This window comes from Paraburkholderia lycopersici, from assembly GCF_900096975.1.
Taxonomy (GTDB): Bacteria; Pseudomonadota; Gammaproteobacteria; order Burkholderiales; family Burkholderiaceae; genus Paraburkholderia; species Paraburkholderia lycopersici.
Genome location: NZ_FMYQ01000005.1, coordinates 231,084 through 247,774, shown reverse-complemented (window position 1 = coordinate 247,774; position 16,691 = coordinate 231,084). Strand labels below are relative to the sequence as shown.

The window sequence follows — 16,691 nt, the reverse complement described above, 5'->3', positions numbered from 1 at the left end:
CGGGCCTGTGCGCCAGGCGCGGTGCGCGCCTGAGGTCGTAAAAACATCGCCGTTTCCGCCTGTTTCGGGGGAACGGCGATGGGCTTTTTCGGGATTTTTGGTTTACCCTCGCAATACTTTCAGGATTCCGGTTTTTCGCCGCGGCGAATCTGGACCGGACTGCTTCCGTTTCGATTGTTCTTTTAGCGAATCACGACGATGTCTACCCTCTACGAATCCACGCTCCGCTCGCTGCCGCTCCTCGGCCGCGGCAAGGTCCGCGACAACTATGCCGTGGGCAACGACAAGCTGCTGATCGTCACCACCGACCGTCTGTCGGCGTTCGACGTCATCATGGGCGAGCCGATTCCGCGCAAGGGCGAGGTGCTCAACCAGATGGCCGACTTCTGGTTCGAGAAGCTCAAGCACGTCGTGCCGAACCACCTCACGGGCATCGCCCCGGAAACCGTGGTCGCCGCGGACGAAGTCGATCAGGTCAAGGGCCGCGCCGTGGTGGTGAAGCGCCTGGAGCCGATCCTCGTCGAGGCCGTGGTGCGCGGCTATCTGGCCGGCAGCGGCTGGAAGGACTATCAGGCAACGGGCGCCGTGTGCGGCGTCGAACTGCCGCCGGGCCTGCAAAACGCGCAGAAGCTGCCCGAGCCGATCTTCACGCCGGCGGCCAAGGCTGAAATGGGCCACCACGACGAGAACATCACGTACGAAGAGATGGAGCGCCGCATCGGCACCGAGCTGTCGCGCACCATCAAGGAAATCTCGATCAAGCTGTACAAGGAAGCCGCCGATTACGCGGCCACGCGCGGCATCATCATCGCCGACACGAAGTTCGAATTCGGTCTCGACAACCAGGGCCAGCTATACCTGATGGACGAGGCGCTCACCGCCGACTCGTCGCGCTTCTGGCCTGCGGACCAATATCGGGTCGGCTCGAACCCGCCGTCGTTCGACAAGCAGTTCGTGCGCGACTGGCTCGAAGCCCAGCCGTGGAAGAAAGAGCCGCCGGCGCCGAAGCTGCCCGACGAAGTGATCGCGAAGACGTCGGCGAAGTATCAGGAGGCGCTCGAGCGTCTCACGGGTCAGAAGCTCGCGTAAAGCGAGCGCAAAGAGGGAAGAAGGAAGCACAATGAGCGAAGTTCAGACGGCTCACCAGCATGCGGCGCCGCTCGTCGGCGTGTTGATGGGCTCCAGCTCCGACTGGGACACGATGAAGCACGCGGTCGCGATCCTGCAGGAGTTCGGCGTCGCGTACGAGGCCAAGGTGGTCTCGGCGCACCGCATGCCCGACGAGATGTTCGAGTACGCGGAGAAAGCGCGCGAGCGCGGGCTGCGCGCGATCATCGCGGGCGCGGGGGGCGCGGCGCACCTGCCCGGCATGCTGGCGGCCAAGACCACGGTGCCGGTGCTGGGCGTGCCGGCGGTCAGCAAGTATCTGAAGGGCGTGGATTCGCTCCATTCGATCGTGCAGATGCCCAAGGGCGTGCCGGTCGCGACCTTTGCCATCGGCGAGGCGGGCGCGGCCAATGCGGCGCTCTTCGCCGTCTCGATCCTGAGTGTGACCGATACCGAATACGCGAACAAGCTTGCGGCCTTCCGCGTGCGCCAGAACGAAGCGGCGCACGCCATGGTGCTGCCCCCGCTCTGATCGTCCGGCTCCGAACGTCCCCCAAGCGCCGCGGCGAGCCGCGGCCGACCACGAAGATGACTCCTGACAACTCTCCGGTTTCACCGATCCTGCCCGGCGCCTGGCTAGGCATGGTGGGCGGCGGCCAGCTTGGCCGCATGTTCTGCTTCGCCGCGCAGGCGATGGGCTATCGCGTCGCGGTGCTCGATCCCGACGCGACGAGCCCCGCGGGCGCCGTGGCCGATCGCCATATCTGCGCGGCCTACGACGACGAAGCCGCGCTCACTGAACTCGCGCGCCTGTGCGCGGCCATCTCGACCGAGTTCGAGAACGTGCCGGCCGCGAGCCTCGACACGCTCGCGAAATCGACCTTCGTGAGCCCGGCCGGGCGCTGCGTGGCGGTGGCGCAGGACCGCATCGCCGAGAAGCGCTTCATCGCGGCGGCCGGCGTGCCGGTCGCGCCGCACGTGGTGATCGAGTCGTCGCAGGCGCTCGCCGCCATCGACGACAAGGCGCTCGCGGCCGTGCTGCCGGGTATTCTCAAGACCGCCCGCATGGGCTACGACGGCAAAGGCCAGATTCGCGTGAGCAACGCCGAGGAAGTGCGCGAGGCGCATGCGTCGCTCGGCGGCGTGCCGTGCGTGCTCGAAAAGCGCTTGCCGCTGAAGTTCGAGGTGAGCGCGCTGATCGCACGCGGCGCGAACGGCGCGGCCGTGGTCTATCCGCTCGCGCAGAACACGCACCGCAACGGCGTGCTCTCGCACACCATCGTGCCCGCGCCCGACGCGAGCCCGGCGCTCGTGCAGCAGGCCCAGCAGGCAGCGATCCAGATCGCGGCGAAGCTCGGCTATGTCGGCGTGCTGTGTGTGGAATTCTTCGTCCTCGAAGACGGTACGCTCGTCGCCAACGAAATGGCGCCGCGCCCGCACAACTCGGGGCACTACACGACCGACGCATGCGCCACGAGCCAGTTCGAGCAGCAGGTGCGCGCGATGACGGGCATGCCGCTCGGCGACACGCGCCAGCACTCGCCGGCCGTGATGCTCAACATTCTCGGCGACGTGTGGTTCCGGGCCGGAGCGGGCGAGGCTAAACCTCAGAAAGGTGCGGCGCCCGTCACGCCGCCGTGGGACCAGGTGGCGGCGATGCCGGCCGCGCGCCTGCATCTGTACGGCAAGGAGGAAGCGCGTCCGGGCCGCAAGATGGGCCACGTGAACTTCACCGCGCCGACGCTCGACGAAGCGCGCACGGCCGCACGCGACTGCGCGCGCCTCTTGCACATCGCCACGAGCTGAGGTTGGGCCGCATCATGTCCGATCAGCAGAACGCGCCGCACGATGGCGCGCCGCATCTGACCGACGCCGACATCGAAGCGGCCGCCGCGCTGCTCGACGCCGGCGAACTGGTTGCGTTTCCGACCGAGACCGTCTACGGTCTCGGCGGCGATGCGGCGAGCCCCGAAGCCGTCGCGCGCATCTACGCGGCCAAGGGGCGGCCCGCGAATCATCCGGTGATCGTTCATCTGCCGCCCGGCGGCGACCCGCGGTACTGGGCCGCCGAGTGGCCCGAAGCGGCGCAAAAACTCGTCGATGCCTTCTGGCCGGGCCCGCTCACGCTGATCGTCAAGCGCCATGCGCGCATTCCCGACGCCGTGAGCGGCGGACAGGATTCGGTGGGGCTGCGCTGCCCGTCGCATCCGGTCGCGCAGAAGCTGCTGGCGGCGTTCTCCCGGCGCCGCGGCGGCCACGGCGGCGTGGCGGCGCCTTCGGCGAACCGCTTCGGCCACGTGAGCCCGACGACGGCGCAGCACGTGCGCGACGAGTTTGGCGCGGCGGTCCATGTGCTCGACGGCGGCGCATGCGAGGTGGGAATCGAATCGACGATTCTCGATTTGTCGCGCGGCTTTCCCGCGCTGCTGCGGCCCGGCCATGTAACGCCGCACGACATCGCGCGCGTGCTCGGCGAGCCGCCGCGCCTGCCTGACGGCTCGGACGCCACGGCGCCGCGCGCTTCGGGCACGCTGAAGGCGCACTACGCGCCGCGCACGCCGCTCGCGCTGTTGCCGTTCGAAGCGCTGGAGCCGCTGCTTTCGAAGGCGGCCGATGCCGGCGAAACGGTGGCGCTGGTCGCGCGCGCGTCGCGCGCGGGCGCATGGGCCCAGGCGCCGGGCGTGCATTTCGTCGCCGCGCCGGAAGAGCCCCAGGCATACGCGCGCGAGCTGTACGGCTTGCTGCGCGAACTCGATCGCGCGAACGTCGCGCGCATCCTCATCGAAAAGCTTCCGGAGACGCTCGAGTGGATCGCGGTCAACGACCGGCTCGGGCGTGCGGCGGCAGCCTTCGAGGCGCAGCAGCAGGACTGAGCCCGCTTTCCGGGGGGCAATAAAAAACACCCCACGCGCCATCGGGTTCGTGGGGTGTTTTTTTGCGCCGGCCGAGCCGGCGCACGAGGCTTATTGCGGCGCCTTGCCGATGCCGGCCGCGGCTAGCTGCGTTTCGACGAACGTCGCGAACTGGGCGTGCAGCGCCGTGGCCGGATGCACGAGATCCGCGAACATGTAGGTCGTGGGTGCGTTGGCTGCCTTCAGCGTCTGCGGCGAACAGAACAGCGACGAACCGAAGTTGCCGCCATAGACCGTTGCCGCCGCCTGGAGGATGGTCGGGTCCGTCGTGGGCGGCAAGCCGAGCGTTGCCTGCGGATTCGCGAGGGCGTAGTTGGTGGCGTCGGTTTGCATCTGCTGGATATTGCACGCCGTGTCGGTGTTCGTCACCGTGAAGCCGAGGCTCGCCGCATTCGCGACCGACTGGTCGAGCCACGAGAACGTATCCACCACGACGACCTTTTTGGCCGCCACGTTGGGCGCCAACTGCTTGAGCAGCGTGAGGTTGTACATGGCCGAAACGAGCGAGAGCGCCTGGTCGGCCGAGTTCGCGGAGCCCGGCGTGGTACCGCCGACCTGATCCGCTTTCAGCGCTGCCGGCGTCTTGCCGATGTCGGGTACCGTCACGACGGCGACTTTGGGCGCGCCGACGATGTTGTTGTTGACGAGCGTTCCCAGTTCGACGGCAGCCGCGATGATCGGCGTGACCGACGCGAAGTCCGTGCTGGCGTTCGGGTCCGACTGCACGATGTTCAGCGCGATGGCGGCCGGTACGAGCGCCGCGGCCTGCGCCTGGGTAAAGCCCAGCTGCGTCAGCGTCGAAATCGCCGTGGCCTGGTTCGCGGGATTGTTGACGGCGGCCGTGAAGCCGGCCGTGGCCAGCGCCGTGCCGAACGCGTTCAGCCCGGCACCGTTGTTATCCAGCAGCGCCAGGATTTCGTTGGCGCCGCCTTCCACCAGTACGAGCTGGTTTGCGTTGAAGCTGCCGTGCTGCGCCATGTACTGCTGGATCTGCCAGGTGATCGGCTGCTCGCTGGCGGCGGGGATCGCCGCGCTGGTGTTGCTCACGCCGCCGGTGAAGACCATCGCGCCGCCCTGCGCGTAGTCGAGCCCGCCCGTCGCGGTGAGCGGGACGCCGAAGCCGCCCTCGAAGGCCGGCGACAGCGTATTGCCGAAATACCCGGATACCTTCTGCGCCCAGACTTCGCCCGGGTTCGTCGTGAAGCGGCCGCCACCGAAGCCCGGCAGAATCTGCTCCGAATACGTGCCCGCGTCGGTGAGGCTCGTGCCGAATGCCACCACCTGCATGTTCACGCCCGACGGCGGCGGCGTGCTCGCGTTGTTGTTGCCGCTGCCGCCGCCGCAGGCGGCGAGCAGCGCGAAGGCCGCGCTCGCGACGGCGATCTGGGTGGCGCGCAACAGCGTACGGTGTCTCGGTCCTTGATGCTTCATGTTCACTTCATCTCCTCTGTGTGTGGCCTGTGATGCCATGCCTCGATGCTCGTGCCACGGGTGCCCGTGTCGTGAGCGCCGTCCTGTCATCGATATCGATGTCGTTTTCGATCGCCGGCCTCGCATGAACCCCTGCATGCAACCGCCCCCCAGGTCGGGGCAAGGCCGACAGACTACGCAATCTCTCACGTATTGCGCGACCCGAACTCACCCTCGGTGTTGTTTTCCGGCACGCGTTGGCGCGCCTGCGCCGCGCCTCCGGGCGGGACGCGCAGCGCGTCGTGGCGCTCGCACCAGTCCGGCGGCGCGAACAGCGCGGCAAGGCGCGAACGCCAGTCGGGCATGCGCGCGAAATCTCGCGCCATCGCGAGCCATTCGTGAAATGTCGCCGTGAGCGGATTGCACGACGCGAGCGGTTTGACGATGCCGTATTCGGGCGGGTCGTGTTCGTCTTCGTCGGTGTAGCTGCCGAACATGCGGTCCCAGATCGCGAGCACGCCCGCGTAATTGCGATCGATATAGCGCGCGTTGCGAGCGTGATGAACGCGATGCATCGACGGCGTGTTGAACACGTATTCGAGCGTGCCCAGCTTCCCGATTGCCTGGGTGTGCACGAAGAACTGGAACGCGAGATTGACGAGCACGACCGCGACGATCTGCGTGGGCGTGAAGCCGAGCATGGCGAGCGGGATCCAGAACACCCACATGCCCGCGACGGGATACATGAGGCTCTGGCGAAACGCCGTCGAGAGGTTCAGGCGCTCCGACGAATGATGGACGACGTGTGCGGCCCAAAGCCAGCGCACGCGGTGGCTCGCGCGATGAAAGACATAGTAGAGCAGGTCCTGCGCGACGAAGAGCGCGAACCACGCGAGCCATCCCGGCTGCCACGAAACGAGCCGGAAGTGCCGGTAGACGTAAGCGTAGACGGGAATCGCGACGAGCCATGCGAGCTTGTCGGCACTCTGGTGCATGAGCGCGAGCGCGGCATTGCAGAGCGTGTCGGGCCAGCTATAGAGCGAGGCGCCGGGGCGCGTACGGGACAGAGACCAGGCCTCATAGCCGATGCAGGCAAGAAAGACGGGGGCGAGCGCGAGCAGCAGCCATTGCGCATCGAACTGCATGAGCCTCGTCCTCCTTGTCCCGTGAGCGGCGCTGGCGGGCAGCGCGGCGTTTGTTGTCTCGTATCGTGATGGCCGCGTAGATGCGTGTTCTGATGGCGCGCGGCTCGATGGCCGACCGCGTATGACCGATTTTTATGACGCGGTTTTCACCTTTGCCCGCCAGAGTACACGCCTCACGGGTAAGGCGGGCGGGGCTTTGCTAGAGGAAAACTTCGAGCCCGGCGCGCCCGGTGCAGGGGCAACGCGGGCCCGGCGCGCGATCAGTGCGGGATCGTTGCGCGATCAATGCGCGCCGCGCGCCCTGACGGCGGGCCTGTGCGTGGCCTTCGCCACCTTCGGGGCTTTCGCGGCACGCTTGGGATGCGGCTCCACGTATACGGGCTTTTCTTCGGGCATGCCCTTGTAGACCCACTCGAGCAGCGCGTCGTGCGCGGCGCGCGCAGCCTCGGCGCGCGGATCGTTGATGAGGCTCACCACGATCCAGCTCTCGCCGTTTTCGGCAGCCACGTAGCCGGCAATCGCGCGCACGTCGCGCAGCGTGCCCGTCTTGATGTGCGCGTTGCCTCCCACGCCCGCGTTGGTGAGGCGGTTGCGCATCGTGCCGTCCACGCCCACGATCGGCAGCGAGTCGATGAACACCTGCGCGACCGGACTCGCGTTCGCGTTTTGCAGCAGGTTCGCGAGCGAAAGCGCGCTGACGTGCTCTTCGCGCGATAAGCCGCAACCGTTGTCGAGCACGAGTTCGGGCATCGAAAGGCCGCCGCGCCGCAGGAACGTGTTGACGGCGGCGGCGGCTTTCGCGGGGGTCGAGGGAGGCTTGCCCTCGACGGCGCCGAGCGTGAGGAACAGATTGCGCGCCATCACGTTGTTGCTGAACTTGTTGATGTCGTGCACGACGTCCGAGAGCGGCGGGCTCTGATGGACCGCGAGCAGGCGCGCGCGCGGCGGCACGACGCCTTCGCGCACCGCGCCGCCCGGCGTGGCGAAGAGGCTGCCGCCCGTTTGCTGCCAGAGCGCGAGGAAGCCGTCGGCGAAGAACGTGCTGTGATCGACGGGCGCGGCCATGTTGAGCGTGCGGTCGCCGCAGCGCATGGCGTAGCTGCCCGCGAAGCTCGCGGTGACGACGCCGTTGCCGCCAGGCGAGACTTGCGGGCTCGGCAGCATGCCGCCGCACGCGCCGCCGCGCTCGCGGATCTGGTTGTCGATCTGCCACTGCGCGACGGGCGGCACCACGTCGATCGAGACGCCTTCGCGCGAGGGCGAGAACGTGAACGAGACCGACTTGAACGCGTACATGAGCGGGTCGGGGCCGACGTTGTAGGGCGCGCTGTCGTCGCCGTCGAACGAGGGCAGGTCGCGCGTCGAGGCGTCGAACTCGCTCTTGTCGAGCACGAGCGCGCCGTCGATGCGCGCCACGCCGGCCGCGCGAATCTTCTGCACGAGGTCGATCAGCTCCTCGGGGACGAGCTTCGGGTCGCCGGTGCCCTTGATATAGAGATTGCCGTGCAGCGTGCCGCTCGCGTCGATCTCGCCGTCGGTATAGGCGCTCGTCTTCCATCGATAGTCGGGGCCGAGCATCGAGAGGCCGCTCCACGTCGTGACGAGCTTCATCGTCGAGGCGGGCATCATCGGCTGGCCGGCGTTCACGGCGACGCTGGGCTGGCGGTCGCCCACTTTCTCGATCACCACGCTCACCGAGGAGAGCGGCACGTGCGCATGTTCGAGGCCCGCCATCACGGTGGGCGGGAGCACGGTGGTCACGTTGACCGTCGGCACGCGCGCGCCCTCGGGCTGCGCATGCGCCGCCGGCACGGCCGCGAAGCTCGCGGCGAGCGCGGCACAGGCGAGCGCGAGGGTCAGCGGCTTCGGGGGGCGATGCGTGCGGCTTGCGCTCGCGTCATGCGGGCGGCCGGCAAGCGAGGCGGGCAGTCTGAACAAAGTGCGTAGGCGGGACAGCGAAGCGGGCAGCATGAAAAGCGTTCGGGCGAGTGCGGCAGTGCAGGGGCCGCGCGCGACGGGCGAGTGGAGAGGCTCGCCAGTGCTGCGCGGACGCGAAAGTTTTGCGGCGGGCTTCGCAAGATTCGCGCGCGATGCAGGCGCGGCGTAAGCGAACGCGCTTGTATCGCGGCGTCGCGCGCCGCAAAAGCGCACATTGTAAAGACGTCGCGTCGTGCGCGCGCATTACGGGCGAGAAAAGCCGGCGAGAAGCGTGGCGCAACGTGGCCCAACGTGAGGCGCGGATCGAACTTCGGCCGCGGCGCGAGGCATTGGCCTCATGGCCGGTCGTGCAACCCCCCGCGGCGCGGCGCCCCTGTTCAGGCGCTAGAATGCACGCATCGCCATAATTCACGCAGTGCGGCGCCGTATTGCCGCCTTGCCAATCCATTACGATGCGCATACTGCTAGTCGAAGATGACCGCATGATCGCCGAGGGCGTGCGCAAGGCGCTGCGCGGCGAAGGATTTGCGGTCGACTGGGTCGAGGACGGCGACGCCGCGCTCTCGGCCGCGAGCGCCGATTCCTACGATCTCATGCTGCTCGATCTCGGATTGCCGCGCCGCGACGGCCTCGACGTGCTGCGCACGCTGCGCGCGCGCGGCGCGGCGCTGCCCGTGCTGATCCTCACCGCGCGCGACGCCGTGGCCGACCGCGTGAAGGGCCTCGACGCCGGCGCCGACGACTATCTCATCAAGCCCTTCGACCTCGACGAACTGGGCGCGCGCATGCGCGCGCTGATCCGCCGCCAGGCGGGCCGCAGCGACTCGACCATCCGCCACGGCTCGATCACGCTCGATCCGGCTTCGCACCAGGTGACCCAGGACGGCGCGCCCGTCGCGCTGTCGGCGCGCGAATTCGCGCTGCTCGAAGCGCTGCTCGCGCGCCCGGGCGCGGTGCTCTCGAAAACGCAGCTCGAAGAGAAGATGTACGGCTGGGGCGAGGAGATCGGCAGCAATACGGTCGAAGTCTATATCCACGCGCTGCGCAAGAAGCTCGGCGCCGACCTGATCCGCAACGTGCGCGGCCTCGGCTACATGATCGCGAAAGACGCATGAAGTCGCCCGCGAGGCAGGACACGAAGCGCGAAGCAAAGCGCGGCACGAAGCGCGCGGGAGCCCCACTTAGCCGATGAGTTCGATCCGACGACAACTGCTGTTCTGGCTGCTCGCGATCGTCGTCGCGGGCGTGGGGCTCGCGGGCTGGCTGATCTATCGCCAGGCGCTCGCCGAGGCCAACGAGCTGTTCGACTACCAGTTGCAGGAAATCGCCGAGGCGCTGCCCTCCGAGCCGTTCAACGAAATCCTCAGCTCGCGCGATACCGGTGACGAAGGCATCGTGCTGCAGATCTGGAATCGCAACGGCGTGCTCATGTACTACTCGCATCCGCGCGCGCCGCTCGCGCCGCGCGCGGAACTCGGCTTTTCGACCGAGCGCACCGACCGCGGCGACTGGCGCGTATACGGCGCGATAGTCGGCGACAACGTGGTGCAGCTCGCGCAGCCCGTTTCCGTGCGCAACCGGCTTGCGGCGAACGTGGCGCTGCGCACGCTCTGGCCGCTCATCGTGCTGCTGCCGTTCCTCGGGCTCGCGGTGTGGATGGTGGTCGGGCGCGGGCTCAAGCCGCTTTCGCGCGTCGCGCGCGCGCTCGACACGCGCCATCCGGAAGCGCTCGATCCGCTGCCCGAGGAGCGCCTGCCGCGCGAGGTTACGCCGCTCGTGCACGCGTTGAACGCGCTGCTCGAACGTCTCGCGCAGGCGCTCGACACGCAAAAGGCCTTCGTCGCCGATGCCGCGCACGAACTGCGCACGCCGCTCGCGGCCGTGCAGATCCAGGCACAGCTCGTCGCGCGCGCAAGGGACGACGAAACGCGTCGCGAAGCGCTCGCCGATCTGCAGGCGGGCGTGACCCGCGCCACGCGCCTCGCCGAGCAACTGCTCGCGCTCGCGCGTTCGGAGCCCGATGGCCACGCGCGCGCGCGCGACGTGGACCTCCATGCGCTGCTCGACGATTGCGTGCTCAACTATGCGCCGCTTGCGCAGCAGCGCGGCGTCGATCTCGGCATCGAGGAAAGCGCGGCGGCGAGCGTGCACGGCGACGCCGATGCGCTGCGCGTCATGTTCAACAATCTGCTCGACAACGCCACGAAGTACACGCCCGCAGGCGGCCGCGTGGACGTGAGCCTCGTCGTGGAGGAGGGCCATCCGCGCGTGCGCATCGCGGACAGCGGACCCGGCATTCCCGTGAACGAGCGCGCGCGCGTGTTCGATCGCTTTTATCGCGTGGGCGCGGGCGCGAACCGCGCGCGCACCGATGTGGCGGGCACGGGTCTCGGACTCGCGATCGTGCGGCGTATCGCCGATCAGCACGACGCGACGATCACGCTCGGCGATTCGCCCGCGGGCGGGCTCCTCGTAGACGTGCGCTTCTGAATTTTCAGCGCCCGCAAATGCCCGTGCGACGGTCGTTCGCGGGCGTTTGCGCGAATTGCGCCTGCTTAAGACTCCTTTAAGCGATACGGCTTACGCTTCGGTACGTCGTGATCAGTACCCGCGCAAGGAGTCCGCAATGAATACCAAAGTTATTACCCGCAGTGCTGTGGCAGCCGCCGTGGCCGTCGCGTTGTCGGCGGGGTACGTAGCCGGGCACCGCGACGTGCCGGCGCCGCAGGTCATCTCGCAGGCGCAGGCCGCGATGATGCCGGCCGAAGCCGCGGCCAAAACCGGCATTCCCGACTTCTCCGGCCTCGTGGAAACCTACGGGCCGGCGGTGGTCAACATCAGCGCCAAGCACGTCGTGAAGCAGACGTCCCTGCGCAGCGGCGGCAGCGGTCCGCAGCAACTGCCGATCGATCCGAGCGATCCGTTTTACCAGTTCTTCAAGCACTTCTATGGCGGCGTGCCCGGCATGGGCGGCGACGGCGGGCCGCAGGCCGACACGCCGAGCGCGAGCCTCGGCTCGGGGTTCATCATCAGCGCGGACGGCTACATTCTCACGAACGCGCACGTCGTGGACGGCGCCAACGTCGTGACGGTGAAGCTCACCGACAAGCGCGAGTTCAAGGCGAAGGTCGTGGGCGCGGACAAGCAGTCCGATGTCGCCGTGCTGAAGATCGACGCGAAGGACCTGCCGACCGTGAAGATCGGCGACCCGCGCCAGAGCAAGGTCGGCCAGTGGGTGGTGGCGATCGGCTCGCCGTACGGCTTCGACAACACGGTGACCTCGGGCATCATCAGCGCGAAGTCGCGCTCGCTGCCCGACGAGAACTACACGCCGTTCATCCAGACCGACGTGCCGGTCAATCCCGGCAATTCGGGCGGCCCGCTCTTCAATCTGCAAGGCGAAGTCATCGGCATCAACTCGATGATCTATTCGCAGACTGGCGGCTTCCAGGGCCTTTCGTTCGCAATCCCGATCAATGAGGCGATGAAGGTCAAGGACGACCTCGTCAAGACCGGCCACGTGAGCCGCGGGCGTCTTGGCGTCGCGGTGCAGTCGATGAACCAGACGCTCGCCGATTCGTTCGGCATGGACAAGCCGCACGGCGCGCTGGTGAGCTCGGTCGACGCGAACGGCCCGGCCGCGAGGGCAGGGCTGAAGCCCGGCGACGTGATCGTTTCCGTGAACGGTCAGGCGGTGGACGAGTCGTCCGATCTGCCGTCGCTCATCGCGGGCATGAAGCCCGGCACGAAGGCCGATATCCAGGTGTGGCGCGACAAGGGCACGAAGAACCTCACGGCGACCATCGGCACGCTCGGCGACGCGAAGGTGGCCTCGAACGACACGCCGCAGTCGCAGATGCAGGGGCGCCTCGGCGTCGCAGTGCGTCCGCTCACGCCTGACGAGAAGAGCAACAATTCGCTCGATCACGGCCTGCTGGTCGAGCAGTCGGGCGGCGCGGCCGAGAACGCCGGTGTGCAGCCGGGCGACGTGATCCTCGCCGTGAACGGCCGCCCGGTGACGAGCGCCGAGCAACTCAAGCAGATGATTTCGCGGGCAGGCAACAGCATCGCGCTTCTCATCCAGCGAGACGACGCGCAGATTTTCGTGCCCGTCGATCTCGGCTGATCCCTGCTGCCGCGAATCCGGCTCCGTGCGCCGGATTCGCGGCCAGAGCAGGTTCGTTCCAGCGCGTTCTTTTGCTGCCGCCGTTGGCCTCGCGCCTGGCGGCAGCGGCGTTTCCGGGGTCGCGTCGGGCAAGCAAAGCGCGCCGTCGGCTATACCTCCAATGCCTTCGCCGCATCGGACGAAACGGGCATGCGCCTTGCTCGACCATGTGGCCGCAGTCAACCTGAAGAGGAGCGATCGATGAAGAGATTCCGCAACTCGCGCCCCGCCCAGTCCACCGCTTACGCGACAATCCTCGCCGCCGCCTTCCTGGCGTTCGGCCACGCGGGCGGCGCGGCGGCGCAGCAAGCTGATGCGTCGGGCACGGTCGGCGGCACGACCACCGACAACACGAGCGCGGGCAACACCAATGGCGGGGGCATGCCGCAGGTCCAGCAGCAGGGCGCCGTGTCGTACGTTTCGGGCGGCGTGGGCCTCGACGAATCGAAGGCGCTGCTCGGCGCTCAGCACGAGTGGCCGCTTTCGCTGCGCTTCACGGGGCGTGGCGGCGAGTATCTCGCGGACGTTCACGTGCAGATCACCGACTCGCACGGCGCCAGCGTGCTCGATACGACCTCCCGCGGGCCGTATATGCTCGTGAGAGTGCGGCCGGGCCGCTACAACGTGCACGTGAGCCACGCGGGCGTCGACAAGACGAGCACCGTCACCGTGGGCTCCAACGGCAGCGCGCGAGCGTCTTTCATCTGGTAAGGCGCGCCGGGCCGGCAGGGTGCGCTGGCGCGCCGCCGCACGCTCGCCGCGCATAAGATTCGCGCAGCGCGGCTGAGTTTGGCCGATAATGCAGCCATGGGGTGGCCCCCGACCGCTTCGGCGGAGCGCGGGCGATTTCGCTGCCGTCGGCAGCGCGGCGATCGATGGGCGGCCAACCCGGGAACTAGCACGGAACGCGCGCCAAGGGGTGCGCGCCAGGCGAACCGGAGCGGCTTGCCGCCGTCCGGCGAGGGCAGGGCGCCACGGGCGCCGCCTACCAACAGGGGAGCCGAACATGGCGGTCGAACCGGATGCTGCCCATCGCATCGACATCGTCGCGAACCGTCACCGTGTACGGGTGATTCACGGCGGCATCACCATTGCCGACACGCTGCGCGCCGTCACGCTTTGCGAAACCGGCTATCCCGATGTCTTCTATTTCCCGCGCCCCGACGTGAACATGGCGCGGCTCGAGCGTTCCCCGCGTACCTCGCATTGTCCCTACAAGGGCGAGGCGACCTATTTCCATCTACGAACGGAAGACGGGCGCGTCGAGGACGCCGCCTGGAGCTACGAAGCGCCGCTGGATGGCGCGCGCGGCATCGAGGGCTATCTGGCTTTCTACGCGAGCCGCGTGGACCGGATCGATCAGACCTCCTGAAATGACCGGGCAGCGTGCATAGAGGAAGCCGCCATGGAACTGAACGATGCGTTGAGGATTCCGCTCGAACCGTCCGCTGTCTGGGCGGCGCTGCAGGATGTCGCGCTCGTGCGCGCGAGCATGGAGCATTGCGAGTCGTTCCGGCGACTGGGTCCCGGCGAATACGCGATCACGCTCACGGTGCCGCTCGGTCCGCTGCGCGCGCGCTACGAAGTGCGCGCTCACATCGCGAATGACTCCGCGCAGGTGCCGCTCACGCCGCGCCGCGTGCTGAGCTTCCGGGCGCGCGCGGACGGCATCGGCTCGCTGCGCGGGCAGATCGACGTGGCGTTGCGCCCGGAGGAGCGCGCGGTGGCGGCGAAGGAAACGGGGGCGGGCAACGCCGCCAGCACGCGTATTGATTACTCGGTGTGGGCGACGCTCACCGGGCCGCTCTCCGACCTGCCGCCGCGCCAGATCGAGAACGCGTTGCACGAGCTCGCCGACGATTTCTTCACGGAGTTCTGCGCCGTGGTGGCGGCCAAGCACGGCCAGGCGCCGAACCGCGTAGCGGGCGAACAGCCGCGCCGGCAGCACGTATTCCTGCGGCCGATCAGCCTCACCGGTCTCGCGCGGCGCGCGCATATCCTGCCGCACCACGCGGGCGGCACGCTCTCGGGCCGCGCGGCAAGCACGCTGCATCACGAGCCGCCGCCGCACGCGATGCCCTACTGGGCCTGGGCGGCGATGATCTTTTTCGTCGCGTTGCTGCTATACGTGGCCCGCTGGTTCACGGCGGGCTGAACGGCGCATCCCGTGTCTCTCATGATCCCCGAAACTCGCGCCGCCACGCCGACGGCGAAGTCCTGAACGCTTCCACGAAATGCTGTCGCAACGACGCGGCCGAGCCGAAGCCCGCGTGCTGCGCGATCGCGTCGATCGGCTGATCGGTGCTCTCGAGCAACTGTTGCGCGTGGGCGAGGCGTTCGCCGAGCAGCCACGCGCTCACGGTCGATCCCGTCGTCAAGCGGAACTGGCGCGTGAAGGTGCGCCGGCTCATCAACGCCCGCTGGGCGAGCGAGTCGAGCGTGTGCGGCGCGTCGAGATGGGCGCGGATCCAGTCGAGCAGTCCCGCGAGGCGATCGCCGCGCCCGGCCGCCGCGAGCGGCTGCTGCACGTATTGCGCCTGACTTCCCTGGCGGTGCGGCGGCACGACGAGCCGGCGCGCGACGTAGTTCGCGACGCTCGAGCCGCACAGGCGCCGCATCAGGTGCAGGCAGCAGTCGAGCCCCGCCGCCGTGCCTGCCGACGTGAGCAGTTCGCCGTCGTCGACGTAGAGCACGCCGGGATCGAAGCGCACCGCCGGAAAGCGCTGCGCGAAGTCGGCGGCGGCGGCCCAGTGCGTGGTGGCCGGGCGGCCATCGAGCAGCCCGGCGTGCGCGAGGACATAGGCGCCGAGGCAAAGGCCGACCAGGATCGCGCCGCGCGCGTGGGCCTCGCGGAGTGCTTCGCAGAGCAGGGGAGGCGGCGCTTCGTGCGTGTCGCGCCAACTGGGGACGACGATGACGTCCGCGCCGCGCAGTCCTTCGAGGCCGTGGGGGGCGCCGATCGTGAAGCCTGCCGTGGTGGTGAGCGTGCCTGGCTCCGCGGCGCAGACGGCGAGTTCGAACGGCGGCACGCCGCCGTCGCTGCGGTCTTCGCCGAACACGACGCAAGGCACCGAGAGATGGAACGGGCTCATGCGGTCGAAGGCGATCACGGCGACGCGCGGCGGCGCGTCCCGTAGATCGACGGCCGCCGCCGGGCGGGAAGCGCGAAGGGAGCGGGCGGAATTTGTCATGACGGACCCAGGGACGAATGGCCCGATTCTAGCGAAAGTTGTCGTTTGGGCCACTGTCGTGTGCGCGGGCATCGCGCCACAATCCGGTCATCGACTGTGCGTCGTGGCGAGCGGTCGATCCTTTCCAACGCCGGAACCACACCTGGAGGCACTGCCATGTCCGCGAATCCGCGCCGTGCGCTCGTCGTCATCGACGTGCAAAACGAATACACAAGCGGCGATCTGCCGATCGAATTTCCCCCCGTCGAAACCTCGCTCGCCAACATCGGCCGCGCGATGGACGCCGCGCGCGCGGCCGGCGTGCCGGTCGTGGTGGTGCAGAACTTCGCGCCCGCGGACTCGCCCCTCTTCGCGCGCGGCAGCGTCGGCGCCGGGCTGCATCCGGTCGTCGCCTCGCGCGAGCGCGATCATTACGTCGAAAAATCGCTGCCGAGCGCCTTCGCGGGCACCGATCTCGAGGCATGGCTGGCCGGGCGCGACGTCGACACCGTCGCCGTGGCGGGCTACATGACGCACAACTGCGATGCCTCCACGGTGTTCGAAGCGACCCACGCGGGCCTTGCCGTGGAGTTTCTCTCCGACGCGACGGGCTCGGTGCCGTACGCAAACGAGGCGGGCGCGGCGAGCGCCGAGGACATTCATCGCGTGTTCAGCGTGGTGATGCATTCACGCTTCGCGGCGGTCGTGACGACCGACGCATGGCTCGCCGCCGTGAAGGCGGGCGCCCCGCTCGCACGCGACACCATTTACGCCTCGAACCAGCGGGCGCGCGCGAACCGCGTGCCGGCCTGAATGGCGCGCTGACAGACCATGTGGAACGCGG

Annotated in this window: 15 protein-coding genes; 11 read left to right on the top strand and 4 right to left on the bottom strand. The window is 68.4% G+C overall.

Annotated features, from left to right (window positions below):
* Nucleotides 1–198 precede the first annotated feature (198 nt).
* The 4 genes from BLU17_RS08550 to BLU17_RS08535 are packed head-to-tail and all read left to right on the top strand — an operon-like array spanning nt 199 to nt 3,980.
* Nucleotides 199–1,089 (top strand): phosphoribosylaminoimidazolesuccinocarboxamide synthase, encoded by an 891-nt coding sequence (locus BLU17_RS08550; RefSeq protein WP_091996292.1) that lies wholly within the window; start codon nt 199–201, stop codon nt 1,087–1,089.
* A gap of 31 nt (nt 1,090–1,120) precedes the next feature.
* Nucleotides 1,121–1,639 carry a 5-(carboxyamino)imidazole ribonucleotide mutase gene (gene purE / locus BLU17_RS08545; RefSeq protein WP_091996291.1) on the top strand — a complete coding sequence of 173 codons (519 nt, stop codon included), beginning with the start codon at nt 1,121–1,123 and terminating at the stop codon, nt 1,637–1,639.
* 56 nt (nt 1,640–1,695) lie between these two features.
* Complete coding sequence (locus tag BLU17_RS08540) at nt 1,696–2,913, top strand: 5-(carboxyamino)imidazole ribonucleotide synthase (RefSeq protein ID WP_091996290.1); 1,218 nt, start codon at nt 1,696–1,698, stop codon at nt 2,911–2,913.
* 14 nt (nt 2,914–2,927) lie between these two features.
* Nucleotides 2,928–3,980, top strand: coding sequence for an L-threonylcarbamoyladenylate synthase (locus tag BLU17_RS08535; RefSeq protein WP_091996331.1), 1,053 nt, complete (start codon nt 2,928–2,930; stop codon nt 3,978–3,980).
* A 90-nt stretch (nt 3,981–4,070) separates the two neighbouring features.
* Here BLU17_RS08535 and BLU17_RS08530 read toward each other — a convergent pair whose 3' ends face one another.
* The 3 genes from BLU17_RS08530 to dacB all read right to left on the bottom strand — a co-directional run bounded on the left by BLU17_RS08530 (nt 4,071) and on the right by dacB (nt 8,545).
* Nucleotides 4,071–5,450, bottom strand: coding sequence for an SGNH/GDSL hydrolase family protein (locus BLU17_RS08530; protein ID WP_091996289.1), 1,380 nt, complete (start codon nt 5,448–5,450; stop codon nt 4,071–4,073).
* Nucleotides 5,451–5,635: 185 nt separating this feature from the next.
* Nucleotides 5,636–6,574, bottom strand: a complete 939-nt coding sequence (locus BLU17_RS08525) for a sterol desaturase family protein (protein WP_091996288.1) — start codon at nt 6,572–6,574, stop codon at nt 5,636–5,638.
* Between the two features lie 282 nt (nt 6,575–6,856).
* On the bottom strand, nt 6,857–8,545 hold the full coding sequence (gene dacB / locus BLU17_RS08520) for a D-alanyl-D-alanine carboxypeptidase/D-alanyl-D-alanine endopeptidase (RefSeq protein ID WP_091996330.1): 1,689 nt from the start codon (nt 8,543–8,545) through the stop codon (nt 6,857–6,859).
* A 419-nt stretch (nt 8,546–8,964) separates the two neighbouring features.
* Here dacB and BLU17_RS08515 point away from each other — a divergent pair, with 419 nt between their 5' ends.
* From BLU17_RS08515 to BLU17_RS08490, 6 genes are all read left to right on the top strand, one after another.
* Nucleotides 8,965–9,627 (top strand): response regulator, encoded by a 663-nt coding sequence (locus tag BLU17_RS08515; RefSeq protein ID WP_091996287.1) that lies wholly within the window; start codon nt 8,965–8,967, stop codon nt 9,625–9,627.
* A 73-nt stretch (nt 9,628–9,700) separates the two neighbouring features.
* Nucleotides 9,701–11,002 (top strand): ATP-binding protein, encoded by a 1,302-nt coding sequence (locus BLU17_RS08510; protein WP_091996286.1) that lies wholly within the window; start codon nt 9,701–9,703, stop codon nt 11,000–11,002.
* 136 nt (nt 11,003–11,138) lie between these two features.
* Entirely contained in the window at nt 11,139–12,638 is a 1,500-nt protein-coding gene (locus BLU17_RS08505; RefSeq protein ID WP_091996285.1) for a DegQ family serine endoprotease, read from the top strand.
* Nucleotides 12,639–12,878: 240 nt separating this feature from the next.
* Nucleotides 12,879–13,388 carry a hypothetical protein gene (locus BLU17_RS08500; RefSeq protein ID WP_091996284.1) on the top strand — a complete coding sequence of 170 codons (510 nt, stop codon included), beginning with the start codon at nt 12,879–12,881 and terminating at the stop codon, nt 13,386–13,388.
* Between the two features lie 295 nt (nt 13,389–13,683).
* Nucleotides 13,684–14,049 carry a DUF427 domain-containing protein gene (locus tag BLU17_RS08495; RefSeq protein WP_091996283.1) on the top strand — a complete coding sequence of 122 codons (366 nt, stop codon included), beginning with the start codon at nt 13,684–13,686 and terminating at the stop codon, nt 14,047–14,049.
* Nucleotides 14,050–14,082: 33 nt separating this feature from the next.
* On the top strand, nt 14,083–14,832 hold the full coding sequence (locus BLU17_RS08490) for an SRPBCC family protein (protein WP_091996282.1): 750 nt from the start codon (nt 14,083–14,085) through the stop codon (nt 14,830–14,832).
* Between the two features lie 19 nt (nt 14,833–14,851).
* Here the strand turns inward: BLU17_RS08490 and BLU17_RS08485 are convergent, their stop codons facing one another.
* Nucleotides 14,852–15,868, bottom strand: a complete 1,017-nt coding sequence (locus BLU17_RS08485) for a helix-turn-helix domain-containing protein (RefSeq protein ID WP_091996281.1) — start codon at nt 15,866–15,868, stop codon at nt 14,852–14,854.
* Between the two features lie 156 nt (nt 15,869–16,024).
* Between BLU17_RS08485 and BLU17_RS08480 the strand changes: the two genes are divergently transcribed.
* Entirely contained in the window at nt 16,025–16,660 is a 636-nt protein-coding gene (locus BLU17_RS08480) for a cysteine hydrolase family protein (RefSeq protein ID WP_091996280.1), read from the top strand.
* The last annotated feature ends 31 nt before the right edge of the window (nt 16,661–16,691 follow it).